16 protein-coding genes and 2 tRNA genes are annotated in these 18,607 nt (G+C 66.9%); 4 read left to right on the plus strand and 14 right to left on the minus strand.

Annotated features, from left to right (window positions below):
* The first annotated feature begins 70 nt into the window (after positions 1-70).
* The 4 genes from panB to FEI13_RS00115 all read left to right on the plus strand — a co-directional run bounded on the left by panB (position 71) and on the right by FEI13_RS00115 (position 3,624).
* Complete coding sequence (panB, locus tag FEI13_RS00100) at positions 71-862, plus strand: 3-methyl-2-oxobutanoate hydroxymethyltransferase (RefSeq protein WP_138178644.1); 792 nt, start codon at positions 71-73, stop codon at positions 860-862.
* Positions 863-887: 25 nt separating this feature from the next.
* On the plus strand, positions 888-1,736 hold the full coding sequence (gene panC, locus FEI13_RS00105; protein ID WP_138178645.1) for a pantoate--beta-alanine ligase: 849 nt from the start codon (positions 888-890) through the stop codon (positions 1,734-1,736).
* Between the two features lie 35 nt (positions 1,737-1,771).
* Positions 1,772-2,152, plus strand: coding sequence for an aspartate 1-decarboxylase (panD, locus tag FEI13_RS00110; protein WP_138178646.1), 381 nt, complete (start codon positions 1,772-1,774; stop codon positions 2,150-2,152).
* A 296-nt stretch (positions 2,153-2,448) separates the two neighbouring features.
* A complete protein-coding gene (locus tag FEI13_RS00115) occupies positions 2,449-3,624 on the plus strand; it encodes an acetyl-CoA C-acetyltransferase (RefSeq protein WP_138178647.1) in 1,176 nt (391 codons plus the stop codon).
* Between the two features lie 167 nt (positions 3,625-3,791).
* Here FEI13_RS00115 and pnp read toward each other — a convergent pair whose 3' ends face one another.
* The 14 genes from pnp to ftsH all read right to left on the minus strand — a co-directional run bounded on the left by pnp (position 3,792) and on the right by ftsH (position 18,448).
* On the minus strand, positions 3,792-5,927 hold the full coding sequence (gene pnp, locus FEI13_RS00120; RefSeq protein WP_193555702.1) for a polyribonucleotide nucleotidyltransferase: 2,136 nt from the start codon (positions 5,925-5,927) through the stop codon (positions 3,792-3,794).
* A gap of 306 nt (positions 5,928-6,233) precedes the next feature.
* Complete coding sequence (gene rpsO / locus FEI13_RS00125) at positions 6,234-6,503, minus strand: 30S ribosomal protein S15 (protein WP_108446032.1); 270 nt, start codon at positions 6,501-6,503, stop codon at positions 6,234-6,236.
* Positions 6,504-6,582: 79 nt separating this feature from the next.
* Positions 6,583-7,500, minus strand: coding sequence for a tRNA pseudouridine(55) synthase TruB (truB, locus tag FEI13_RS00130; RefSeq protein WP_138178649.1), 918 nt, complete (start codon positions 7,498-7,500; stop codon positions 6,583-6,585).
* Entirely contained in the window at positions 7,500-7,925 is a 426-nt protein-coding gene (gene rbfA, locus FEI13_RS00135; RefSeq protein ID WP_138178650.1) for a 30S ribosome-binding factor RbfA, read from the minus strand. The genes truB and rbfA overlap by 1 nt, the downstream gene beginning before the upstream one ends.
* A gap of 18 nt (positions 7,926-7,943) precedes the next feature.
* Complete coding sequence (gene infB, locus FEI13_RS00140) at positions 7,944-10,484, minus strand: translation initiation factor IF-2 (protein ID WP_138178651.1); 2,541 nt, start codon at positions 10,482-10,484, stop codon at positions 7,944-7,946.
* A gap of 27 nt (positions 10,485-10,511) precedes the next feature.
* Entirely contained in the window at positions 10,512-12,005 is a 1,494-nt protein-coding gene (nusA, locus tag FEI13_RS00145) for a transcription termination factor NusA (protein ID WP_138178652.1), read from the minus strand.
* A gap of 43 nt (positions 12,006-12,048) precedes the next feature.
* Complete coding sequence (gene rimP, locus FEI13_RS00150) at positions 12,049-12,507, minus strand: ribosome maturation factor RimP (protein ID WP_089847546.1); 459 nt, start codon at positions 12,505-12,507, stop codon at positions 12,049-12,051.
* A 218-nt stretch (positions 12,508-12,725) separates the two neighbouring features.
* Positions 12,726-12,802: transfer RNA gene (locus FEI13_RS00155), tRNA-Met, on the minus strand.
* Between the two features lie 107 nt (positions 12,803-12,909).
* Positions 12,910-12,996, minus strand: a tRNA-Leu gene (locus FEI13_RS00160).
* 22 nt (positions 12,997-13,018) lie between these two features.
* Positions 13,019-13,378, minus strand: coding sequence for a preprotein translocase subunit SecG (secG, locus tag FEI13_RS00165; protein ID WP_138178653.1), 360 nt, complete (start codon positions 13,376-13,378; stop codon positions 13,019-13,021).
* Between the two features lie 4 nt (positions 13,379-13,382).
* Positions 13,383-14,132 carry a triose-phosphate isomerase gene (tpiA, locus tag FEI13_RS00170; RefSeq protein ID WP_138178654.1) on the minus strand — a complete coding sequence of 250 codons (750 nt, stop codon included), beginning with the start codon at positions 14,130-14,132 and terminating at the stop codon, positions 13,383-13,385.
* A gap of 80 nt (positions 14,133-14,212) precedes the next feature.
* Positions 14,213-15,562, minus strand: a complete 1,350-nt coding sequence (gene glmM / locus FEI13_RS00175) for a phosphoglucosamine mutase (RefSeq protein WP_138178655.1) — start codon at positions 15,560-15,562, stop codon at positions 14,213-14,215.
* Complete coding sequence (gene folP, locus FEI13_RS00180; protein WP_138178656.1) at positions 15,555-16,418, minus strand: dihydropteroate synthase; 864 nt, start codon at positions 16,416-16,418, stop codon at positions 15,555-15,557. Before folP ends, glmM begins: the two co-directional genes overlap by 8 nt.
* 65 nt (positions 16,419-16,483) lie before the next feature.
* Positions 16,484-18,448: an ATP-dependent zinc metalloprotease FtsH gene (gene ftsH / locus FEI13_RS00185; RefSeq protein WP_138178657.1), complete on the minus strand. Its 1,965-nt coding sequence runs from the start codon at positions 18,446-18,448 to the stop codon at positions 16,484-16,486.
* Between the last annotated feature and the right edge of the window lie 159 nt (positions 18,449-18,607).

Below are 18,607 nucleotides of genomic sequence, written 5' to 3' on the forward strand. Positions count from 1 at the left end.
GTAACAATCGGGGGTTACACCGAGGACGGCCCGCCAGAGGCCTCCCCCGACCAGACGATGAGAACACGCCATGAAAACCGTCACCCTGAGCACGCTGTCGGCCCTCAAGCGCGCCGGTGAACCCTTCAGCTGCCTGACCGCCTACGACGCCTCCTTTGCGCGGGCGGCCGGCGAAGCCGGCATCGAGGTGCTGCTGGTGGGCGATTCACTGGGCATGGTCCTGCAGGGACACGCTAGCACTCTGCCGGTGACCCTCGACGAGGTCTGCTATCACACCCGCTGCGTGGCCCGCGGCAAGGGCCGGAGCCTGCTGATGGTCGACCTGCCCTTCATGAGCAACGCAAGCCAAGAGCGCCTGCTCCAGGATGCCGGCGCCCTGATGCGCGCCGGCGCCGAGCTGGTCAAGGTCGAGGGCGAGGCCTGGATGGCCGAGGGCATTCGCGAGCTGACGCGCCGCGGCGTTCCGGTCTGTGCCCACCTTGGCCTGACGCCCCAGTCGGTCTACCAGCTGGGCGGCTACAAGGTGCAGGGCCGCGAGGCCGATCAGGCGACGCGGATCCTCGAGGACGCCCGCACGCTGGTCGAGGCCGGCGCCTCGGTGATCCTGCTGGAGTGCGTGCCGGCGAGCCTGGGTCGGGCGGTGAGCGAGACGCTGGAGGTGCCGGTGATCGGCATCGGCGCCGGCCCCGATACCGATGGCCAGATCCTCGTGATGCATGACGTGCTGGGCGTGAGCCACGGCCGCGCGCCGCGCTTCGTCAAGAACTTCATGGTGGATGCCGACGACATCCAGGGCGCCTTCCGTCACTACCATGAGGACGTCAAGGCCCGTCGCTTCCCCGCCGAAGCGCACTGCTTCTAAGCCGTTATTCCGGGAGCTCTAGACGATGCGTACCCTGCACGAGATCGCCCCCTTGCGTGAGACCCTGGACGATGCCCGTCGACGCGGCCAGCGCATCGCCCTGGTGCCGACCATGGGCAACCTTCACGAGGGCCACCTGGCGCTGATCGCGGAAGCCCGCCGCCGCGGCGACCTGGTGGTGGCGACCATCTTCGTCAATCCGCTGCAATTCGGTCCCGGCGAGGATCTGGATGCCTACCCGCGCACCCTCGCCGAGGACCAGGCCAAACTGGAGGCGGCCGGCTGCGACCTGCTGTTCGCCCCCGAGACCACCACGCTCTACCCCCGCGGGCTCGAGGCCCAGACCCGCGTCAGCGTGCCTGAGGTCAGCGAGGGGCTGTGTGGCGGCGACCGGCCCGGCCACTTCGACGGAGTCGCCACCGTGGTGACCATGCTCCTCCAGCTGGTGCAGCCCGACGTGGCCTGCTTCGGCGAGAAGGACTACCAGCAGCTGGCGGTGATCCGCCGTCTGGTGGCCGATCTACACCTGCCGGTGGAGATCGCCGGCGTGCCGATCGTACGTGCCGAGGACGGCCTGGCGCTCTCCTCGCGCAACGGCTACCTGGACGCGACGCAGCGCGCCGTGGCGCCGATCCTCTACGCCACCCTGTGCGCGCTGCGCACGGCGCTGGAGGACGGCGCCGCCCCGCACGACACCCTGAGCGACGGCCTCGCCCGCCTGGAGACGGCCGGCTTCGCGCCGGACTACCTGGAGCTGCGCGCCGCCGACCTGGGCCCCGTCGAGGCGACGACGCGCGAGGCCGTACTGCTCGCCGCGGCCCGCCTGGGCCCGACCCGACTGATCGACAACCTGAGCCTGACCCTGCCGCGCTGAACCCGCGGCATCGCGACCAGAGGAACCCTTGTCCCATGCAGACCATCATGCTCAAGGCCAAGCTACACATGGCCCGCGTCACCCATGCCGTGCTCAACTACGAAGGCTCCTGCGCCATCGACGGTGAGCTGCTGAACATGTCCGGCATCCGCGAGAACGAACAGATCCAGATCTACAACGTCGAGAACGGCCAGCGCTTCACCACCTACGCCATCCGCGCCGAGGAAGGCTCGCGGATCATCTCGGTGAACGGCGCGGCCGCCCACCTCGCCACCGAAGGGCAGCGCGTGATCATCTGCAGCTACGCCCACTACAGCGAGGCCGAGCTCGACGCTCACCAGCCGGCTCTGGTCTATCTCCAGGAAGGCAACGTCGTCAGCCACACCAGCAACGCCATTCCCGTTCAGCTGGCCTGACGCCTCGCGGGCACCCCGCCCCGGGGTGCCCGCGCTTCCTCCGCGCGCCGCGCGCTCTTCGACGAGCTCTCTTCGTCGAGTTCTGCGCGCCGCTCTTTCCCTGCCGTGCCCCCTCAGCCTGCCGCCCTCTTGGCGACGCGCGCCCCGCGACGCACCCCTACGGCCATGGAAGCATTGCCGCGACGCACAAGACTCCCCTATGCTGAGAACCTCGGCTCTGTCTGAGACGTCATCGAGTGCAGGGTGTCCACCAGACACGGCCGCCAGTCCGCTACCTATTTTCAGGAGTATCTCGCATGCAAGACGTGGTGATCGTTGCCGCACGCCGTACCGCCGTCGGCACCTTCGGCGGCTCCTTGGCCGGTATCCCCGCCAGCGACCTGGGTGCCCATGTCATCAAGGACATCCTGGCCTCCACCGGCGTCGCCGGCGACCAGGTCGACGAGGTCCTGCTCGGCCAGGTGCTGACCGCCGGCGTCGGCCAGAACCCCGCCCGCCAGGCGAGCATCAAGGCCGGCCTGCCGGACGCGGTGCCCGCCATGACCATCAACAAGGTCTGCGGCTCTGGCCTCAAGGCCCTGCACCTGGGCGCTCAGGCCATCATGCTCGGCGATGCCGAGCTGATCATCGCCGGCGGCCAGGAGAACATGTCCGCCTCGCCCCATGTGCTGCCCAATTCGCGTAACGGCCAGCGCATGGGTGACTGGAAGGCCGTCGACACCATGGTCCACGACGGGCTCTGGGATGCCTTCAACAACTACCACATGGGCATCACCGCCGAGAACCTGGCCGAGAAGTACGGCATCACCCGCGAGCAGATGGACGAGTTCGCCGCCGGCTCCCAGCAGAAGGCCGCCGCGGCCATCCGCGAGGGCAAGTTCAAGGGCCAGATCGTGCCGGTCGAGATTCCCCAGCGCAAGGGCGACCCGGTGGTCTTCGACACCGACGAGGGCCCGCGCGACGTGACCGCCGAGAAGCTCGCCGGCATGCGTCCCGCCTTCAAGAAGGACGGCAGCGTCACCGCCGGCAACGCCTCCTCGATCAACGATGGCGCCGCCGTGGTCATGCTCTGTTCCGCCGAGAAGGCCAAGGCGCTGGGCCTCGAGCCGCTGGCCCGCATCAAGGCTTACTCCAACGCCGGCGTCGACCCGTCGATCATGGGCATCGGTCCGGCCCCGGCCACCCGCCGCTGCCTGGAGAAGGCCGGCTGGAGCCTGGACGACCTGGACCTGGTCGAGGCCAACGAGGCCTTCGCCGCTCAGGCGCTCTCGGTCAACAAGGAGCTGGGTTGGGATACCGACAAGGTCAATGTCAACGGCGGCGCCATCGCCATCGGCCACCCCATCGGCGCCTCCGGCTGCCGCATCCTGGTGACCCTGGTGCACGAGATGATCGCCCGCGATGCCAAGAAGGGCCTGGCGACGCTGTGCATCGGCGGCGGGCAGGGCGTGGCGCTGGCCATCGAGCGGTAACGCGCTACGCGCGAGCTCGAAGCTCGAAGCTCGAAGCTCGAAGCTCGAAGCTCGAAGCTCGAAGCTCGAAGCAGAGCCTAAACAGAACCGCCCCCGCAGCCAGGCTGCGGGGGCGGTTTTTCTTCCAGCTTCAAGCTTCCGGCTTTCAGCTCGCCGCAGGCGGTCGCTTACAGCTCGGGCTCGGCGGCCGCTTCAGCCTCGAAGGCGGCCTTCTCTTCCGGGGTGATCTCCTTGATGGTGAGCTTCACCCGGTTGCGGTTGTCGATATCGAGCACCTTGACGATGGGCTCGTCGCCCTCGTTGAGGAAGTCGCGCACGTCATTGACCCGCTCCGGCACGATCTGGGAGATGTGCACCAGGCCGTCGGTGCCCGGCATGATGTTGACGAAGGCGCCGAAGTCGGCGATGCGCACCACCTTGCCACGGTAGAGCTTGCCGATCTCGGGCTCGGCGGTGATCGCGAGCACGGTGTCGATGGCCGCCTTGGCCGCCGTCTTGTCCTCGGCGTAGATGCGCACGGTGCCGTCGTCGTCCAGGTCGATGGAGGCGCCGGTGTCCTCGCAGATCTTGCGGATGGTGGCGCCGCCCTTACCGATGACGTCGCGGATCTTCTCCGGATCGATCTTGAGGGTCGCCATGGAGGGCGCGTTCTCGGAGACCTCGGTGCGGCTCTGGGCGATCACGGTGTTCATCTGCTCGAGGATCTGCTGGCGCGCCCCGTGGGCCTGCTGCAGCGCCTGCTCCATGATCTCCTCGTTGATGCCCTCGATCTTGATGTCCATCTGCAGGGCGGTGACGCCCTCGGAGGAACCGGCCACCTTGAAGTCCATGTCGCCCAGGTGATCCTCGTCGCCGAGGATGTCGGTGAGCACGGCGAAGCCGTCGTCATCCTTGACCAGGCCCATGGCGATGCCGGCCACCGGCGCCTTCATCGGCACCCCGGCATCCATCAGCGCCAGCGACGAGCCGCACACCGATGCCATGGAGCTCGAACCGTTGGACTCGGTGATCTCGGAGACCACGCGAATGGTGTAAGGGAAATCGGCCTCGTTGGGCAGCATGGCCTGCACGCCGCGACGCGCCAGGCGGCCGTGACCGATCTCGCGACGCTTGGGTCCGCCCATGAAGCCGGCCTCCCCCACGCTGTAGGGAGGAAAGTTGTAGTGCAGCAGGAAGCGGTCCTTGCGCTCGCCCTCCAGCGACTCGATCAGCTGGGAGTCGCGCAGGGTGCCCAGCGTCGCCACCACGATGGCCTGGGTCTCGCCGCGGGTGAAGATCGCCGAACCGTGGGTCTTGGGCAGGCTGCCGACCTCGATGGAGAGCGGACGCACGGTCTTGTGATCGCGACCGTCGATGCGCGGCTCGCCCTTGACCACTCGCGAGCGCACCACGCGCTTCTCGAGGCCGGCGAAGGCGCCCTTCACCTCGTCGGCCGCGAACTGGCCCTCTTCCTCACCGGCGAACTGCTCGACGGCCTGATCCTTGAGGGCGGACAGGGCGTCCTGGCGAGCCATCTTGTCGATGATGCGGTAGGCCTCGCCGACCTTCGCCTCGAAAGCCTCGGCCATGGCGCCCTTGAGGGCGACATTCTCGGCGGGGGCTTGCCAGTCCCACTTGGCCTTGCCGGCCTCGGCGGTCAGCTCGTTGATGGCGGTGATCGCCACCTGCATCTCCTGGTGCGCGTAGAGCACGGCGCCCAGCATCTCGTCCTCGAGCAGCTCCTTGGCCTCGGACTCGACCATCAGCACCGCCTTCTCGGTACCGGCGACCACCATGTTGAGCTCGGAGTCACCCAGCTCTTCCACGGTGGGGTTGAGGAAGTAGCCGTTGTCCTCGGTGAAGCCCACCCGCGCGGCGCCGATCGGGCCGTTGAAGGGCACGCCGGAGATCGCCAAGGCGGCGGAGGTGCCGAGCATCGCCGCGATGTCCGGATCGTGGTTGCGATCGGTGGAGAGCACCGAGCAGACCACCTGCACCTCGTTCATGAAACCCTTGGGGAAGAGCGGGCGGATCGGGCGATCGATCAGCCGCGAGGTGAGGGTCTCCTTCTCGGTGGGACGCCCCTCGCGCTTGAAGAAGCCGCCGGGAATCTTGCCGACCGCGTAAGTCTTCTCCTGATAGAACACCCCCAGCGGGAAGAAGGGCTGAGCAGGATTGGCCTCTTTCTTGGCCACCACGGTGCACAGCACCACGGTGTCGTCCATGGTGACCATCACGGCACCGGTAGCCTGGCGGGCGATGCGCCCGGTTTCCAGGGTGACGGTGCTGCGACCGTACTGAAACGTTTTCTTGACCGGGTTCACGGCGACTTCCTTCAACTTTTCTGTGTTTGGGTCGTTTTGACTCGGCGACCATTTTAGGGGTTGACGCCCGCGGCGGCCACCGGTTAGCGACATTTCCAATGGAGGCAGGCTACGAGGGGCGCCGGGGACAGGCCGAAGAGGGGGTCCTACGCCAGGGAAGGCGTCGGTAGCGCCCAGGGAGGGGTTCACAGCGCCCCCTCGCAGGCCTGTCCTCCGGGTCAGCCCCGAGCCGCGGCTTGACCATCCATAGACACAAAACGGGCAGCCCAAAGGCTGCCCGTTTCGTTACCGCGTGGGGCGCGTCGCTTAGCGGCGCAGGCCCAGACGCTGGATCAGCGACTGATAGCGCTCGAAATCCTTGCGCTTCAGGTAGTCCAGCAGCTTGCGGCGCTGGTTGACCATGCGGATCAGGCCACGACGAGAGTGGTGATCCTGCTTGTTGGTCTTGAAGTGATCCTGCAGGCCATCGATGTTGGCGCTCAGCAGGGCCACCTGCACTTCGGGGGAACCGGTGTCGTTGTCGCCACGACCGTACTCGCTGACGATTGCGGACTTCTGCTCGGCTGTCAGTGCCATCTGTCTCTCCAGTAAGCAATATGCTTGGGGGTTGAATGTGTGAGACCACGCATATTTGCAGTCTCGGGCGTCTCTCCCTTCACTCGGCTGCGGTGCTTAGCAGCCGTTTCGGCGCCACCTCCTGTGGCCCCGTCACCGTGGCGAGGCCCAGGAAGGCCTCGCCACGATAGAGTCTGGCGATCTCGCCCTCGGCGAGTTCGCAGGCCTCGACCCGGGCCGACTGGCCATGGGTCAGGCGTCCCGCGGCCTCGGCATCGACATCGAGGCGCGGCAGGTGATCGACCAGCACGTCCATCGGCAACAGCGTGGCCTCGCGCTCGGTCTGATCGGCCAGGGCCTCGAGCGAGGCGAAATCCCGCATGCCGTCGCTCGTAAAGGGGCCGGTCGCCAGCCGCCGCAGCGCGCTGATGTGGGCCCCGCACCCCAGGGCGCGGCCGATGTCCTCGGCCAGCGTGCGGATGTAGGTGCCCTTGCTGACGCGGACCTCCAGCTCGAAGGCCTCGGCCTCGCAGGCGAGAAGCCGGGCATCATACACCGTCACGCGACGGGCTGCACGCTCGATCGACTTGCCCTCGCGGGCGAGTTCGTAGAGCTTACGGCCCTGGTGCTTGAGGGCCGAATACATCGGCGGGACCTGATCGATCTCGCCGCGAAAACGTGTCAGCACGCCCTCGATGTCGGCCTCGGTGAGCCGCGGCACCGCATGACGCTCGATCACCGCGCCCTCGGCATCGCCGCTGTCGGTGACCACGCCGAGCTCCACCCGGGTGCGGTAGACCTTATCGGCCTCCAGCAGATGAGCGGAGAACTTGGTCGCCTCGCCGAAACAGACCGGCAGCAGGCCGGTGGCCATGGGATCGAGCGTCCCGGTATGGCCGGCCTTCTGGGCCTGGAACAGGCGCCGTGTCCGCTGCAGGGCATGGTTGCTGGACGCCCCCGCAGGCTTGTCCAGCAGCAGCACGCCGTTCACCGGCAGTCCGCGACGTCGCCGAGCCATCAGTCGCGCTCGTGGTCGTCGGAAGCACCGTCGCGCGGCGCGACGCCCGGAGCGTCGTCCGTCTCGCCACGATCGCTGGCCACGGCCTCGTCGATCAGCGACGACAACCGCTGACCGCGCACCACGCTCTCATCGTAATGAAAGCGCAGCTCCGGCACGTGACGCAGCTTGATGCGCCGGGCGATCTGGCTGCGCAGGAAGCCGGCGGCGCGCTTGAGCACCGCCAGGTTCTCCTTGATGCGCTCGGGCGCCTGCTCACCCAGCAGGGTCACGTGGACATCGGCATAGCCGAGGTCACGGCTGACCTCGACGCCACTCACGGTGACCATGCCCAGGCGCGGGTCCTTGACCTCGCGCTGGATGAGTACCGCCAGCTCCTTCTGGAGCTGGTCGGCGACCCGGTCGGTACGCTTGAATTCCCGCATGGTCGCCTCCTGGGGCCCTTAGAGCGTCCGCTCGACCTTGACCTGATCGAAGACCTCGATCTTGTCGCCGACCTGGACATCGTTGTAGTTCTTCACGCCGATGCCGCACTCCATGCCGTTGCGCACTTCCTGGACGTCGTCCTTGAAGCGGCGCAGCGACTCGAGATCGCCCTCGTAGATCACCACGTTGTCGCGCAGCACGCGGATCTTCTTGTTGCGATGCACGGTGCCCTCGACGACCATGCAGCCGGCCACGGCGCCGATCTTCGGTGCGCGGAAGACGTCACGGACCTCGGCCACGCCGACGATCTCTTCCTTCCACTCCGGCGCCAGCATGCCGCTCATGGCCTGCTTGACCTCGTCGATCAGCTGGTAGATCACGCTGTAGTAGCGCAGATCCAGGCCTTCACGCTCGATGATCTCGCGGGCCGCGGCGTCGGCACGCACGTTGAAGCCGACCACGATGGCGTCACTGGCGAGCGCCAGGTTGGCGTCGGTGCCGGTGATGCCGCCCACGGCGGAGGAGACCACGGCCACCTCGACCTCGTCCGTAGAGAGCTCTTCCAGAGCGCCCTTGATCGCCTCCAGGGAGCCCTGGACGTCGGCCTTGAGCACGATGTTGAGCTTGGCGGCGACGTCCTGGCCCATCTGGCTGAACATGTTCTCCAGCTTGGCCTTCTGCTGGCGCGCCAGGCGCACCTCGCGGTACTTGCCCTGACGGAAGTTGGCGACCTCGCGGGCCTTGCGCTCGTCGGCCAGCACCATGAAGTCGTCGCCCGCCTCGGGGGTGCCGCCCAGGCCCTGGATCTCCACCGGGGTGGAAGGACCAGCCTCGTCGACCTGCTTGCCCAGCTCGTTGGTCAGCGCACGCACGCGGCCGTAGTGCAGGCCGGCGAGCACGATGTCACCCTTCTTCAGGGTGCCGTTCTGGACCAGCACGGTGGCCACCGGACCACGCCCCTTGTCCAGGCGCGACTCGACCACCACGCCCTTGCCGGGCGCCTCGGGCACGGCCTTGAGCTCGAGCACTTCGGAGACCAGCTGGATCGACTCCAGCAGCGACTCGATGCCTTCCCCGGTGTGCGCGGAGACGTGCACGAACTGGGTGTCACCGCCCCACTCCTCGGAGATCACACCGTGCTGGGAGAGCTCGTTCTTGATCCGGTCCAGGTCGATGCCCGGCTTGTCGATCTTGTTGACCGCGACCACCATCGGCACCTCGGCGGCACGCGAGTGCTCGATGGCCTCGATGGTCTGGGGCATGACGCCGTCATCGGCGGCCACCACCAGCACCACCACGTCGGTGGCCTTGGCACCGCGAGCACGCATGGCGGTGAACGCCGCGTGGCCCGGAGTATCCAGGAAGGTCACGCCGCCGTGATCGTCTTCCACATGGTAGGCACCGATGTGCTGGGTGATGCCGCCGGCTTCACCGGTGGCCACCTTGGCCTTGCGGATGTAGTCGAGCAACGAGGTCTTGCCGTGGTCGACGTGACCCATGACCGTGACCACCGGCGAGCGGGTGATCTCCTCGCCCTCATAGGAGATGCCCTCGAGGACCTCGGTCTCCAGCGCATCGTCCTTGACCAGCTTGGGCGTGTGGCCCATCTCCTCGACCACGATGGCCGCGGTGTCCTGATCGATGGTCTGGTTGATGGTCACCGCCGCGCCCATGGTGAACATGGCCTTGATGACCTCGTTCGCCTTGATCGACATCTTGTCGGCCAGGTCGGCGACGCTGATCGATTCGGGGATGGAGACCTCGCGAACGATCGGCTGGGTCGGCTTCTGGAAGCCGTGCTTGCCGCCACCCTGGCTGCCGCCACCGCGGCGACCGCCACGACGCTCGGCGCGCTTGGCCTTCTTGCCGCCCCGGCGACGCTCCTCGCGATCACCACGATCGTCTTCGCGATCATCACGGCCCTTCTTGCCACCCTTGCCGCTGGCCTTCTTGACCGCGGCACGGCGTGGCTCGGCACGCCCCTCCTTGGGGGGTGCCGGCGGCTCGTTGGACGACGGCTGCGTCTCCAGCTCGGGCACCGGAATAGCCGGCTCGCTGACGGCCTTCTCGGCCTTCTCGGCCTTCTCGGCCTCGAGCTTGGCGGCGGCCTCACGCGCGGACTCCTCGGCGGCACGCGCCTTGGCTTCCTCGGCCTCGCGGGCATCCTTGGCGGCCTGAGCCTGCTGGGAATCGGCCATGTCGCCGACCAGCTGGCGCGGACCGGCATCGACCTCTGGCTCGCTCTTCTCGGTCTCTTCCTCGGCGCGCTTGACGTAGGTGCGCTTCTTGCGCACCTGCACCTCGATGCTCTTGCCGCGCTCGCCGGTCTTGATGCGGCTGCGCGTCTTGCGCGTCAGGGTGATGCGGTTCTTCGCTGCCCCGGCGCCGCTGCCGCCGTGGCTCTTGGTGAGATAGTCGAGCAGCTGACGCTTGTCCTCTTCGGACACGGCGTCGTTCTCGGCCTTCTGGCCAAGCCCTGCTTCCTTCATCTGCTCCAGCAGGCGAGGCACGTCGCGCCCCACCTTCGCTGCAAAATCCTTAACGGTCATTTCTGACATTACGACCCTCCTCAGCCCGTGACCCGTTTACTGTTCGTTCTCGAACCATGGCGCACGGGCAGTCATGATCAGTGCCGCGGCGCGCTCCTCGTCGATTCCCTCGATGTCGATCAGATCATCGACGGACTGCTCGGCCAGGTCCTCCATGGTGACAATGCCCCGACTGGCCAGAATGAAGGCCAGGTGACGCTCCATGCCGTCCATCTCCAGCAGGTCGTCGGCCGGCTGGGCGCCGTCGAGTTCCTCCTCGGAGGCGATGGCGAGGTTCAGCAGTTCATCCTTTGCGCGAGCGCGCAGCTCTTCGATGAGATCTTCGTCGAACTCCTCGACCTCCAGCATCTCTTCGACCGGCACATAGGCGACCTCCTCCAGGGAGGTGAAGCCCTCGTCCACCAGCAGGCGCGCCACGTCCTCGTCGATGTCTAGGTGCTGGATGAAGTGCTCGACGAGGCTATCCACTTCCTGGTCGCGCTTGGCCTCGGCCTCTTCCTCGGTCATGACGTTGAGACGCCAGCCGGTGAGTTCGGAGGCCAGACGCACGTTCTGGCCGCTGCGGCCGATGGCCTGCGCCAGGTTATCCTCGGCGACGGCCACGTCCATGGCATGGGACTCCTCGTCGACGAGGATCGAGGCGACATCGGCCGGCGCCATGGCGTTGATCACCAGCTGGGCCGGGTTGTCGTCCCACAGCACGATATCCACGCGTTCGTTCTGCAGCTCCGAGGAGACGGCCTGTACGCGCGAACCGCGCATGCCGACACAGGCGCCGACCGGATCGATGCGACGGTCGTTGGTCTTGACCGCGATCTTGGCCCGGGAGCCGGGGTCGCGCGCCGCGCCCTTGATCTCGATGAGCTGCTCGGCGATCTCCGGCACCTCGATGCTGAACAGTTCGATGATCAGCTCCGGGCAGGTGCGCGAGAGGATCAGCTGAGCCCCGCGGGCCTCGGCATCGACCTTGACCAGCAGCGCACGGACCCGCTCGTTCATGCGGTAGCGCTCGCCCGGGATCATCTCGCTGCGCGGCAGGAACGCCTCGGCGTTCTCGCCCAGGTCGATGATCAGGCCGTCGCGCGTCGTCTTCTTGACGATGCCGGCGACCAGCTCGCCCTCGCGCTCGGCATACTGGCGCACCACCTCGGCGCGCTCGGCCTCGCGGACCTTCTGCACGATGACCTGCTTGGCGGTCTGGGCGGCGATGCGGCCGAAGACGGCGTTCTCGATACGCTCCTCGATCACGTCACCCAGCCCCAGGGGCGGGTCGCGGCGCTCGGCGAAGGAGAGCTTGATCTGGGCGTCGGGCCCGTCGAAGTCGTCGTCCTCGACCACCTCCCAGCGGCGGAAGGTCTCGTAGTCGCCCGTGTGGCGATCGATGTGCACGCGCACGCTGGCTTCCTCGTCTTCGAAGCGCTTGCGCGATGCACTGGCCAGGGCCGCCTCGACGGCCTCGAAGATCACCTCGCGGGAGACCCCCTTCTCGTTGGAGATCGTGTCGACGACCGCCAGAATTTCTTTACTCATGCCTTAGCCTCGCCAGTGAACCTGTCCTTATACACCGAGCTCGTCATGTGAACTGCGGGACGACCCGCGCCTGATCGATGCCCTCGATGGGAAAGCAATATTCCTCGCCGTCGACCTGCAGCAGCACCTCGTCGTTCTCGACGCCTGCCAGCAGTCCCTTGAACTTGCGTCGGCCGTCGAAGGGCGCGCGCAACTTCACGGTGACCACATGGCCGGCGTACTGGGCGAACTGCTCGAGAGTGAAGAGCGGCCGATCCATGCCCGGCGAGGAGACTTCCAGTCGATACTCGCCCGGCACCGGGTCCTCGACATCGAACACCGCACTGACCTGACGACTGACGTCGGCGCAGTCGTCCACGCTTATCCCATTCTCGTGATCGATGTAGATCACCAGGCGGGAGTGTTTGCCCTGAGACAGATGATCGATGCCCCAGAGTTCGAACCCCATGGCCGAGACCACCGGTTCGATCAGCGCATGCAGCGCAGCGTCCTTGATTGCCACGGAAGAAAGCTCCTACAGCCGTTGCATCAGGCACCTGGCCGGGAGTCGAGAGAAGAGTCAGGTGGCTGATTGGCGTTGCCCGAACAGCGCCGCCGGCATTTCCGGCTGGCAAGCTGCTAACAAAAAGCCCCTTCACAGGAAGGGGCTTTTACAAGAAACCTGTATACCACTTCGGCACTCTGACACGCCCCTGAAGCTGCGCATGCCTGCCAAGAAAATGGTAGCGGGGACCGGATTTGAACCGATGACCTTCGGGTTATGAGCCCGACGAGCTACCAGACTGCTCCACCCCGCATCAATCTAGGTCGGTGATTGTAAGCCCACATGACCCGATGGTCAAGCGGCAACACCGCATTCTGCCAATCCTGCTTCGAAGGTGCGAACTGCTCGCATGCTTCGATTTGGTGCCGAAGGCGGGACTTGAACCCGCACGACCGTAAGGTCACTACCCCCTCAAGATAGCGTGTCTACCAATTCCACCACTTCGGCATCGGGGAGGCTGGATGGCGACTCAGTCGCCGCTTTCCTCCAGCACTGGCGCAGTATTATCCATATCACTGCTGCCGCCGTCAAGGGTCGGTACGGCATTCTGCTGCTCGATCAGTTCGGCATCGGGAATGCCGGCCTCGGGCGCATCGCCGGCCTGAGACGCGAAGTACGCCAGGGTCAGCGAGGTAGTGAAGAAGGCGACGGCCAGCAGGCCGGTGAACTTCGCCAGGAAGTTACCGCTGCCCCGCGAACCGAACACGGTCTGTGAGGCACCGCCACCGAAGGCGGCACCGGCTTCGGCGCCCTTGCCCTGCTGCAGCAGGATCAGGACGACCAGGGCGATGGCGATCGCCACGTGGGTCATGAGAATGGCAACTTGCATGGATTCAACCTGCTGACTGACAAATGGCTAGAAAATCGTCGACCTTGAGGGAGGCACCCCCTACCAGGCCGCCGTCGATGTCGGGCTGGGCGAGCAACTCGGCGGCATTATCCGCCTTCATGCTGCCGCCGTACAGCAGACGCATGCCGCCGGCCAGGCCGGCGTCGTAGCGCGCCAGGCAGCTGCGGATGGCCGCATGCACCGCCTGGGCCTGCTCGGGGCTCGCCGTACGTCCGGTGCCGATGGCCCAGACGGGCTCATAGGCGACCACCAGGCGGGCGCGCTCGGCCGCATCGAGGGCATCGAATACCGCCTCGACCTGGCCCAGCACCACCGCCTCGGTGCGCTCGGCCTCGCGCTCCTCGAGGGTCTCGCCGACACAGAGCACCGGAGTGAGACCCGCGTGGAGCGCCGCCTGAACGCGCGCCAACACCGCCGCGTCGTCCTCGCCGAACAGGGCGCGGCGCTCGGAGTGGCCGACCAGCACCAGGCGGGCGCCACACTCGCGCAGCATGGCACCGCTGACCTCGCCGGTGAAGGCGCCGGAGGGCCGATCGCTGAGCGTCTGGGCGCCCACTGTCACGGCGGTCTCGCCCAACGCCTGGCCCGCGGCTCCCAGGAAGGGGAAGGGCACCATCAGGGCTACCTCGACGTTCACGGGCAGGGAGATGCCGGCGAAGGCCCGGCCGAATTCCTCGACAAGGGACAGGGAGCCGTTCATCTTCCAGTTCCCGGCGATCAGCGGCATGCGCATGGAGCTTCCTCTTTCAAGGTGGTGCGAAATGGTATAGGAGGGGCCCAGTCAAGACAACCAGGGCCCGCGGCTTGGGCTCCTCAGCCGAGCAGCGCCTCGACGTCACTGGCCAGGCGCCGCGCCAGGCCATCGACGTCCAGGTGCGCCCGCCCCTCGACCATCACGCGAATCAGCGGCTCGGTGCCCGAGGCACGCAGCAGCACGCGCCCCTGGTCGCCGAGCTCCGCCTCCAGGGCGCTGACCGCCTGCTTGAGCGACGCCTGCTCGAGCAGCGCCTTGGCGTCGCCGCCTGGCGTCAGGCGCACGTTGACCAGCGCCTGGGGCGCCTTCTCCAGCCCGGCGAGCAGACGCTCCAGCGACTGCCCCTCGCGAACCATGATCGCCAGCACCTGCAACGCCGAGACGATGCCGTCGCCGGTGGTCTGCACGTGGCCGCAGACGATATGCCCCGAAGACTCGCCACCCAGCTGCCAGCCGTTGGCCGCCAGGCGTTCCATGACGTAGCGGTCGCCGACCCTGGCTCGCTCGAAGGGGATTTCGAGCGCCTCCATGGCGGTGGCGAGGCCAAAGTTGGACATCAGAGTGCCCACTACGCCGCCGCCCAGGTCGCCCCGGGCGTGGCGATCGCGGGCGATCAGATAGAGAATGTCATCGCCGTCGATCTCGCGGCCGTCGGCATCCACCAGCAGCACCCGGTCGCCGTCGCCGTCGAAGGCCACGCCGAGATCGGCACCCTGCTCGACGACCGCGGCACTCAGGGCCTGGGGATGGGTCGAGCCCACCGCCTGGTTGATGTTGAGGCCGTCGGGCGAGGCGCCGATCAGGCTGACCTCGGCGCCCATCTCGCGAAACACGCTGGGGGCGATGTGATAGGTGGCGCCGTGGGCGCAGTCGATCACCATCTTCAGGCCGTGCAGGCTGACCCGGTCGGGAATGGTCGACTTGCAGAACTCGATATAGCGGCCGGGGGCATCATCGACCCGCATCGCCTTGCCCAGCCGCGACGGCCCGACGGTGGTCAATGGCTCCTCGAGCATCGCCTCGATGCGCGCCTCGACCTCATCGGCCAGCTTGGTCCCGGCGGCGGAGAAGAACTTGATGCCGTTGTCCTGGAAGGGGTTGTGCGAGGCCGAGATGACGATGCCCGCGTCGGCGCGAAAGGTGCGGGTCAGATAGGCGATGGCCGGCGTCGGCATCGGCCCCAGCAGCATCACGTCGACGCCGGCGGCGGAGAGCCCGGACTCCAGCGCCGACTCGAACATGTAGCCGGAGATCCGCGTGTCCTTGCCGATCATCACCCGGGCCCGCCCTGTCTCGCGGGTCAGCACGCGACCAGTGGCCCAGCCCAGCTTGAGCATGAAATCGGCGGTGATGGGGGGCTCCCCCACAGTACCGCGGATGCCGTCGGTGCCGAAATAGCGTCTAGTCATGCGCGCAACCTTCCTCGAGTACGGCCCAGGTCATGTTCACCGCGTCCACGTGGGGCCCCACGTCGTGAACGCGCAGGATACGTGCGCCGCGCTCCACCGCCATGGCGGAGAGCGCCAGGCCACCGGAGAGGCGCTCCTCCACCGGCCGACCCAGCACCTTGCCGATCATGCTCTTGCGCGACATGCCGGCGAGCAGCGGCAGGCCGAGTCGCGCCACGTGATCCAGCTGCTTGAGCAGGCGCAGGTTGTGCTCCACCGTCTTGGCGAAGCCGAAGCCGGGATCGAGCAACAGGCGCTCGCGGCGCAGCCCGGCGGCCTCGCAGGCGGCCACCCGCTGCGCCAGGAAGTCGGCCACGACCTCCTCCACCGGCGCATCGTAGTGCGGCTCCTCCTGCATGTCGCCGGGCTCGCCGAGCATATGCATCAGGCACACCGGCAGGCCGCTGGCGATCGCCGCCGACAGGGCGCCCTCGCGGCGTAGGTTGCGCACGTCGTTGATCATGCCCGCCCCGGCCCGGGCCGTCGCCTGCATCACCTCGGGCGAGCTGGTGTCCACCGAGACCAGCGCATCGAACTCGCGCACCAGCGCCTCGACCACCGGCACCACCCGATTCAGCTCCTGCTGGAGCGGCACCGGCTCGGCACCGGGGCGCGTGGACTCGCCGCCCACGTCGATGATCGCGGCGCCCTCGGCCAGCATCTGCTCGGCATGACGCAAGGCGTCGTCCGGCACCGTATGGCGCCCGCCGTCGGAGAAAGAGTCGGGAGTGACGTTGAGGATCCCCATGACCCGGGGAAAGGAGAGGTCGAGGCGGTGCCGGCCGCACTGCAGGTGGGTCGCTGTGCTGGTATCCATCGTCTTCCTGTTGGTCGAACGGCAAAGGCGCCCCGCAGGGCGCCTGAGTGTACTGCCGGTGCGGCTCAGCTGCCGGCCGGGCCACCCAGCGGGTCGGAGGGGCGACGCGAGGGCGTGTCGTCGTCCTCGGCGTCGTCGCTCGCCGCCGGGCCAGTCTCGGCGCGGGGCTCGCCACCGGTGGGGGCGCCGCCACTCGGGTCGTCCCAGCCCTCGGGAGGACGCGGGTCGCGGCCTGCCATGATGTCCTTGAGCTGAGTGGAGTCGATGGTCTCGTACTTCATCAGCGCCTCGGCCATGGCGTCCAGCTTGTCGCGGTTTTCCTCGAGGATGTTCCTGGCCTGCTCGTAACAGCCGTCGATGATCTTGCGCACTTCCTTGTCCAGACGGGTGGTGGTCTCGCCGGATTTGAGCTTACCGCCCTGACCCGGACCCCCCATGAACTGGTGCGACTCATCCTCGTCGTACATGATCGGGCCCATCTCTTCGGAGAGGCCCCACTTGGCGACCATGTTGTGCGCCAGCTCGGTGGCACGCTTGATGTCGTTGGACGCACCGGTGGTGACACCGTTCGGCCCCAGGGTCATCTCCTCGGCGATGCGGCCGCCGAACAGTGAACAGATCTGACTGATGATCTGCTGGCGGGAGAGACTATAGCGATCCTCCTCCGGCAGGAACATGGTCACGCCGAGGGCCCGGCCACGCGGAATGATCGTCACCTTGTAGACCGGATCATGTTCCGGCATGACCAGCCCGATGATGGCATGGCCCGACTCGTGATAGGCCGTGTTGAGCTTCTCCTTGTCGGTCATGACCATGGACTTGCGCTCGGCGCCCATCATGATCTTGTCCTTGGCCATGTCGAGCTCTTCCATGCCCACCAGACGCTTGTTGCGCCGCGCCGCGAACAGGGCCCCCTCGTTGACCAGGTTGGCCAGATCGGCACCGGAGAAACCCGGGGTACCGCGAGCGATGAGCGACGGCTTGACATCGTCGGCGAGCGGCACCTTGCGCAGGTGCACGTTGAGGATGTGCTCACGGCCGCGGATGTCGGGCAGCGGCACCACCACCTGGCGGTCGAAGCGGCCCGGGCGCAACAGCGCCGGGTCGAGCACGTCGGGACGGTTGGTGGCAGCGATGACGATGACGCCCTCGTTGGCCTCGAAGCCGTCCATCTCGACTAGCAGCTGGTTCAGCGTCTGCTCGCGCTCGTCGTTGCCGCCGCCCATGCCGGCGCCGCGCGAGCGGCCCACCGCATCGATCTCGTCGATGAAGATGATGCAGGGCGACTGCTTCTTGGCCTGCTCGAACATATCACGCACGCGCGACGCACCGACGCCGACGAACATCTCGACGAAGTCGGAACCGGAGATCGAGAAGAACGGCACCTTGGCCTCGCCGGCGATGGACTTGGCGAGCAGCGTCTTACCGGTGCCGGGCGGGCCGACCATCAGCACGCCGCGCGGGATGGTGCCGCCCAGGCGCTGGAACTTGGTCGGATCGCGCAGGAAGTCGACCAGTTCCTCGACCTCCTCCTTGGCCTCGTCGCAGCCGGCGACGTCGGAGAAGGTGGTCTTGATCTGGTCCTGGGAGAGCAGCTTGGCCTTGGATTTGCCGAAGCTCATGGGCCCGCCCTTGCCGGCCCCGCCGCCCTGCATCTGGCGCATGAAGAACATGAAGATGGCAAGGATCAGCAGGATCGGGAAACTGGCGATCAGCAGACGCATCCACAGGCTCTGCTGCTCGGGCTCCTTACCCACCACGGTGACATCGTTGGCCAGCAGGTCGTCCATCAGCTTCGGATCCTCCGCCGCCGGGCGGATGGTCCGGAACTGGGAGCCATCGGTACGCTCACCGGCGATGGTGTAGCCATCGATGGTCACGCTCTTGACCTGCTGGTTCTGCACCTGCTCGACGAACTGGGAATAGTTCATCGCCTGCGGTGAGCTGTCGACGCTGAAGTTGTTGAACACCGTCAGCAGCACTGCCGCGATGACCAACCACAGAATCAGGTTCTTCGCCATGTCGTTCAAGGGACTACCCTCATTGCAAGAATCTGTCGGCCGAAAATGCCTGGTCCTTCGACACTACATGAGCGGCACATGTTCAGCCAGCCTCCGACCGGGGCGGGAATCACCGTCACTGTGACACAGTCCGGGCACCCTGTCCGGCCATCGGCCCATTAGGCGCTG

The sequence above is a fragment of the Halomonas urmiana genome, from assembly GCF_005780185.1.
Taxonomy (GTDB): Bacteria; Pseudomonadota; Gammaproteobacteria; order Pseudomonadales; family Halomonadaceae; genus Halomonas; species Halomonas urmiana.

Bases quoted from the DNA above. Each gene is read 5' to 3' on its own strand.
- panB (WP_138178644.1), top strand. From the start codon at position 71: ATGAAAACCGTCACCCTGAGCACGCTGTCGGCCCTCAAGCGCGCCGGT.
- panC (WP_138178645.1), top strand. From the start codon at position 888: ATGCGTACCCTGCACGAGATCGCCCCCTTGCGTGAGACCCTGGACGAT.
- panD (WP_138178646.1), top strand. From the start codon at position 1,772: ATGCAGACCATCATGCTCAAGGCCAAGCTACACATGGCCCGCGTCACC.
- FEI13_RS00115 (WP_138178647.1), top strand. From the start codon at position 2,449: ATGCAAGACGTGGTGATCGTTGCCGCACGCCGTACCGCCGTCGGCACC.
- rpsO (WP_108446032.1), bottom strand. From the start codon at position 6,503: ATGGCACTGACAGCCGAGCAGAAGTCCGCAATCGTCAGCGAGTACGGT.
- truB (WP_138178649.1), bottom strand. From the start codon at position 7,500: ATGGCTCGGCGACGTCGCGGACTGCCGGTGAACGGCGTGCTGCTGCTG.
- rbfA (WP_138178650.1), bottom strand. From the start codon at position 7,925: ATGCGGGAATTCAAGCGTACCGACCGGGTCGCCGACCAGCTCCAGAAG.
- infB (WP_138178651.1), bottom strand. From the start codon at position 10,484: ATGTCAGAAATGACCGTTAAGGATTTTGCAGCGAAGGTGGGGCGCGAC.
- nusA (WP_138178652.1), bottom strand. From the start codon at position 12,005: ATGAGTAAAGAAATTCTGGCGGTCGTCGACACGATCTCCAACGAGAAG.
- secG (WP_138178653.1), bottom strand. From the start codon at position 13,378: ATGCAAGTTGCCATTCTCATGACCCACGTGGCGATCGCCATCGCCCTG.
- tpiA (WP_138178654.1), bottom strand. From the start codon at position 14,132: ATGCGCATGCCGCTGATCGCCGGGAACTGGAAGATGAACGGCTCCCTG.
- glmM (WP_138178655.1), bottom strand. From the start codon at position 15,562: ATGACTAGACGCTATTTCGGCACCGACGGCATCCGCGGTACTGTGGGG.
- folP (WP_138178656.1), bottom strand. From the start codon at position 16,418: ATGGATACCAGCACAGCGACCCACCTGCAGTGCGGCCGGCACCGCCTC.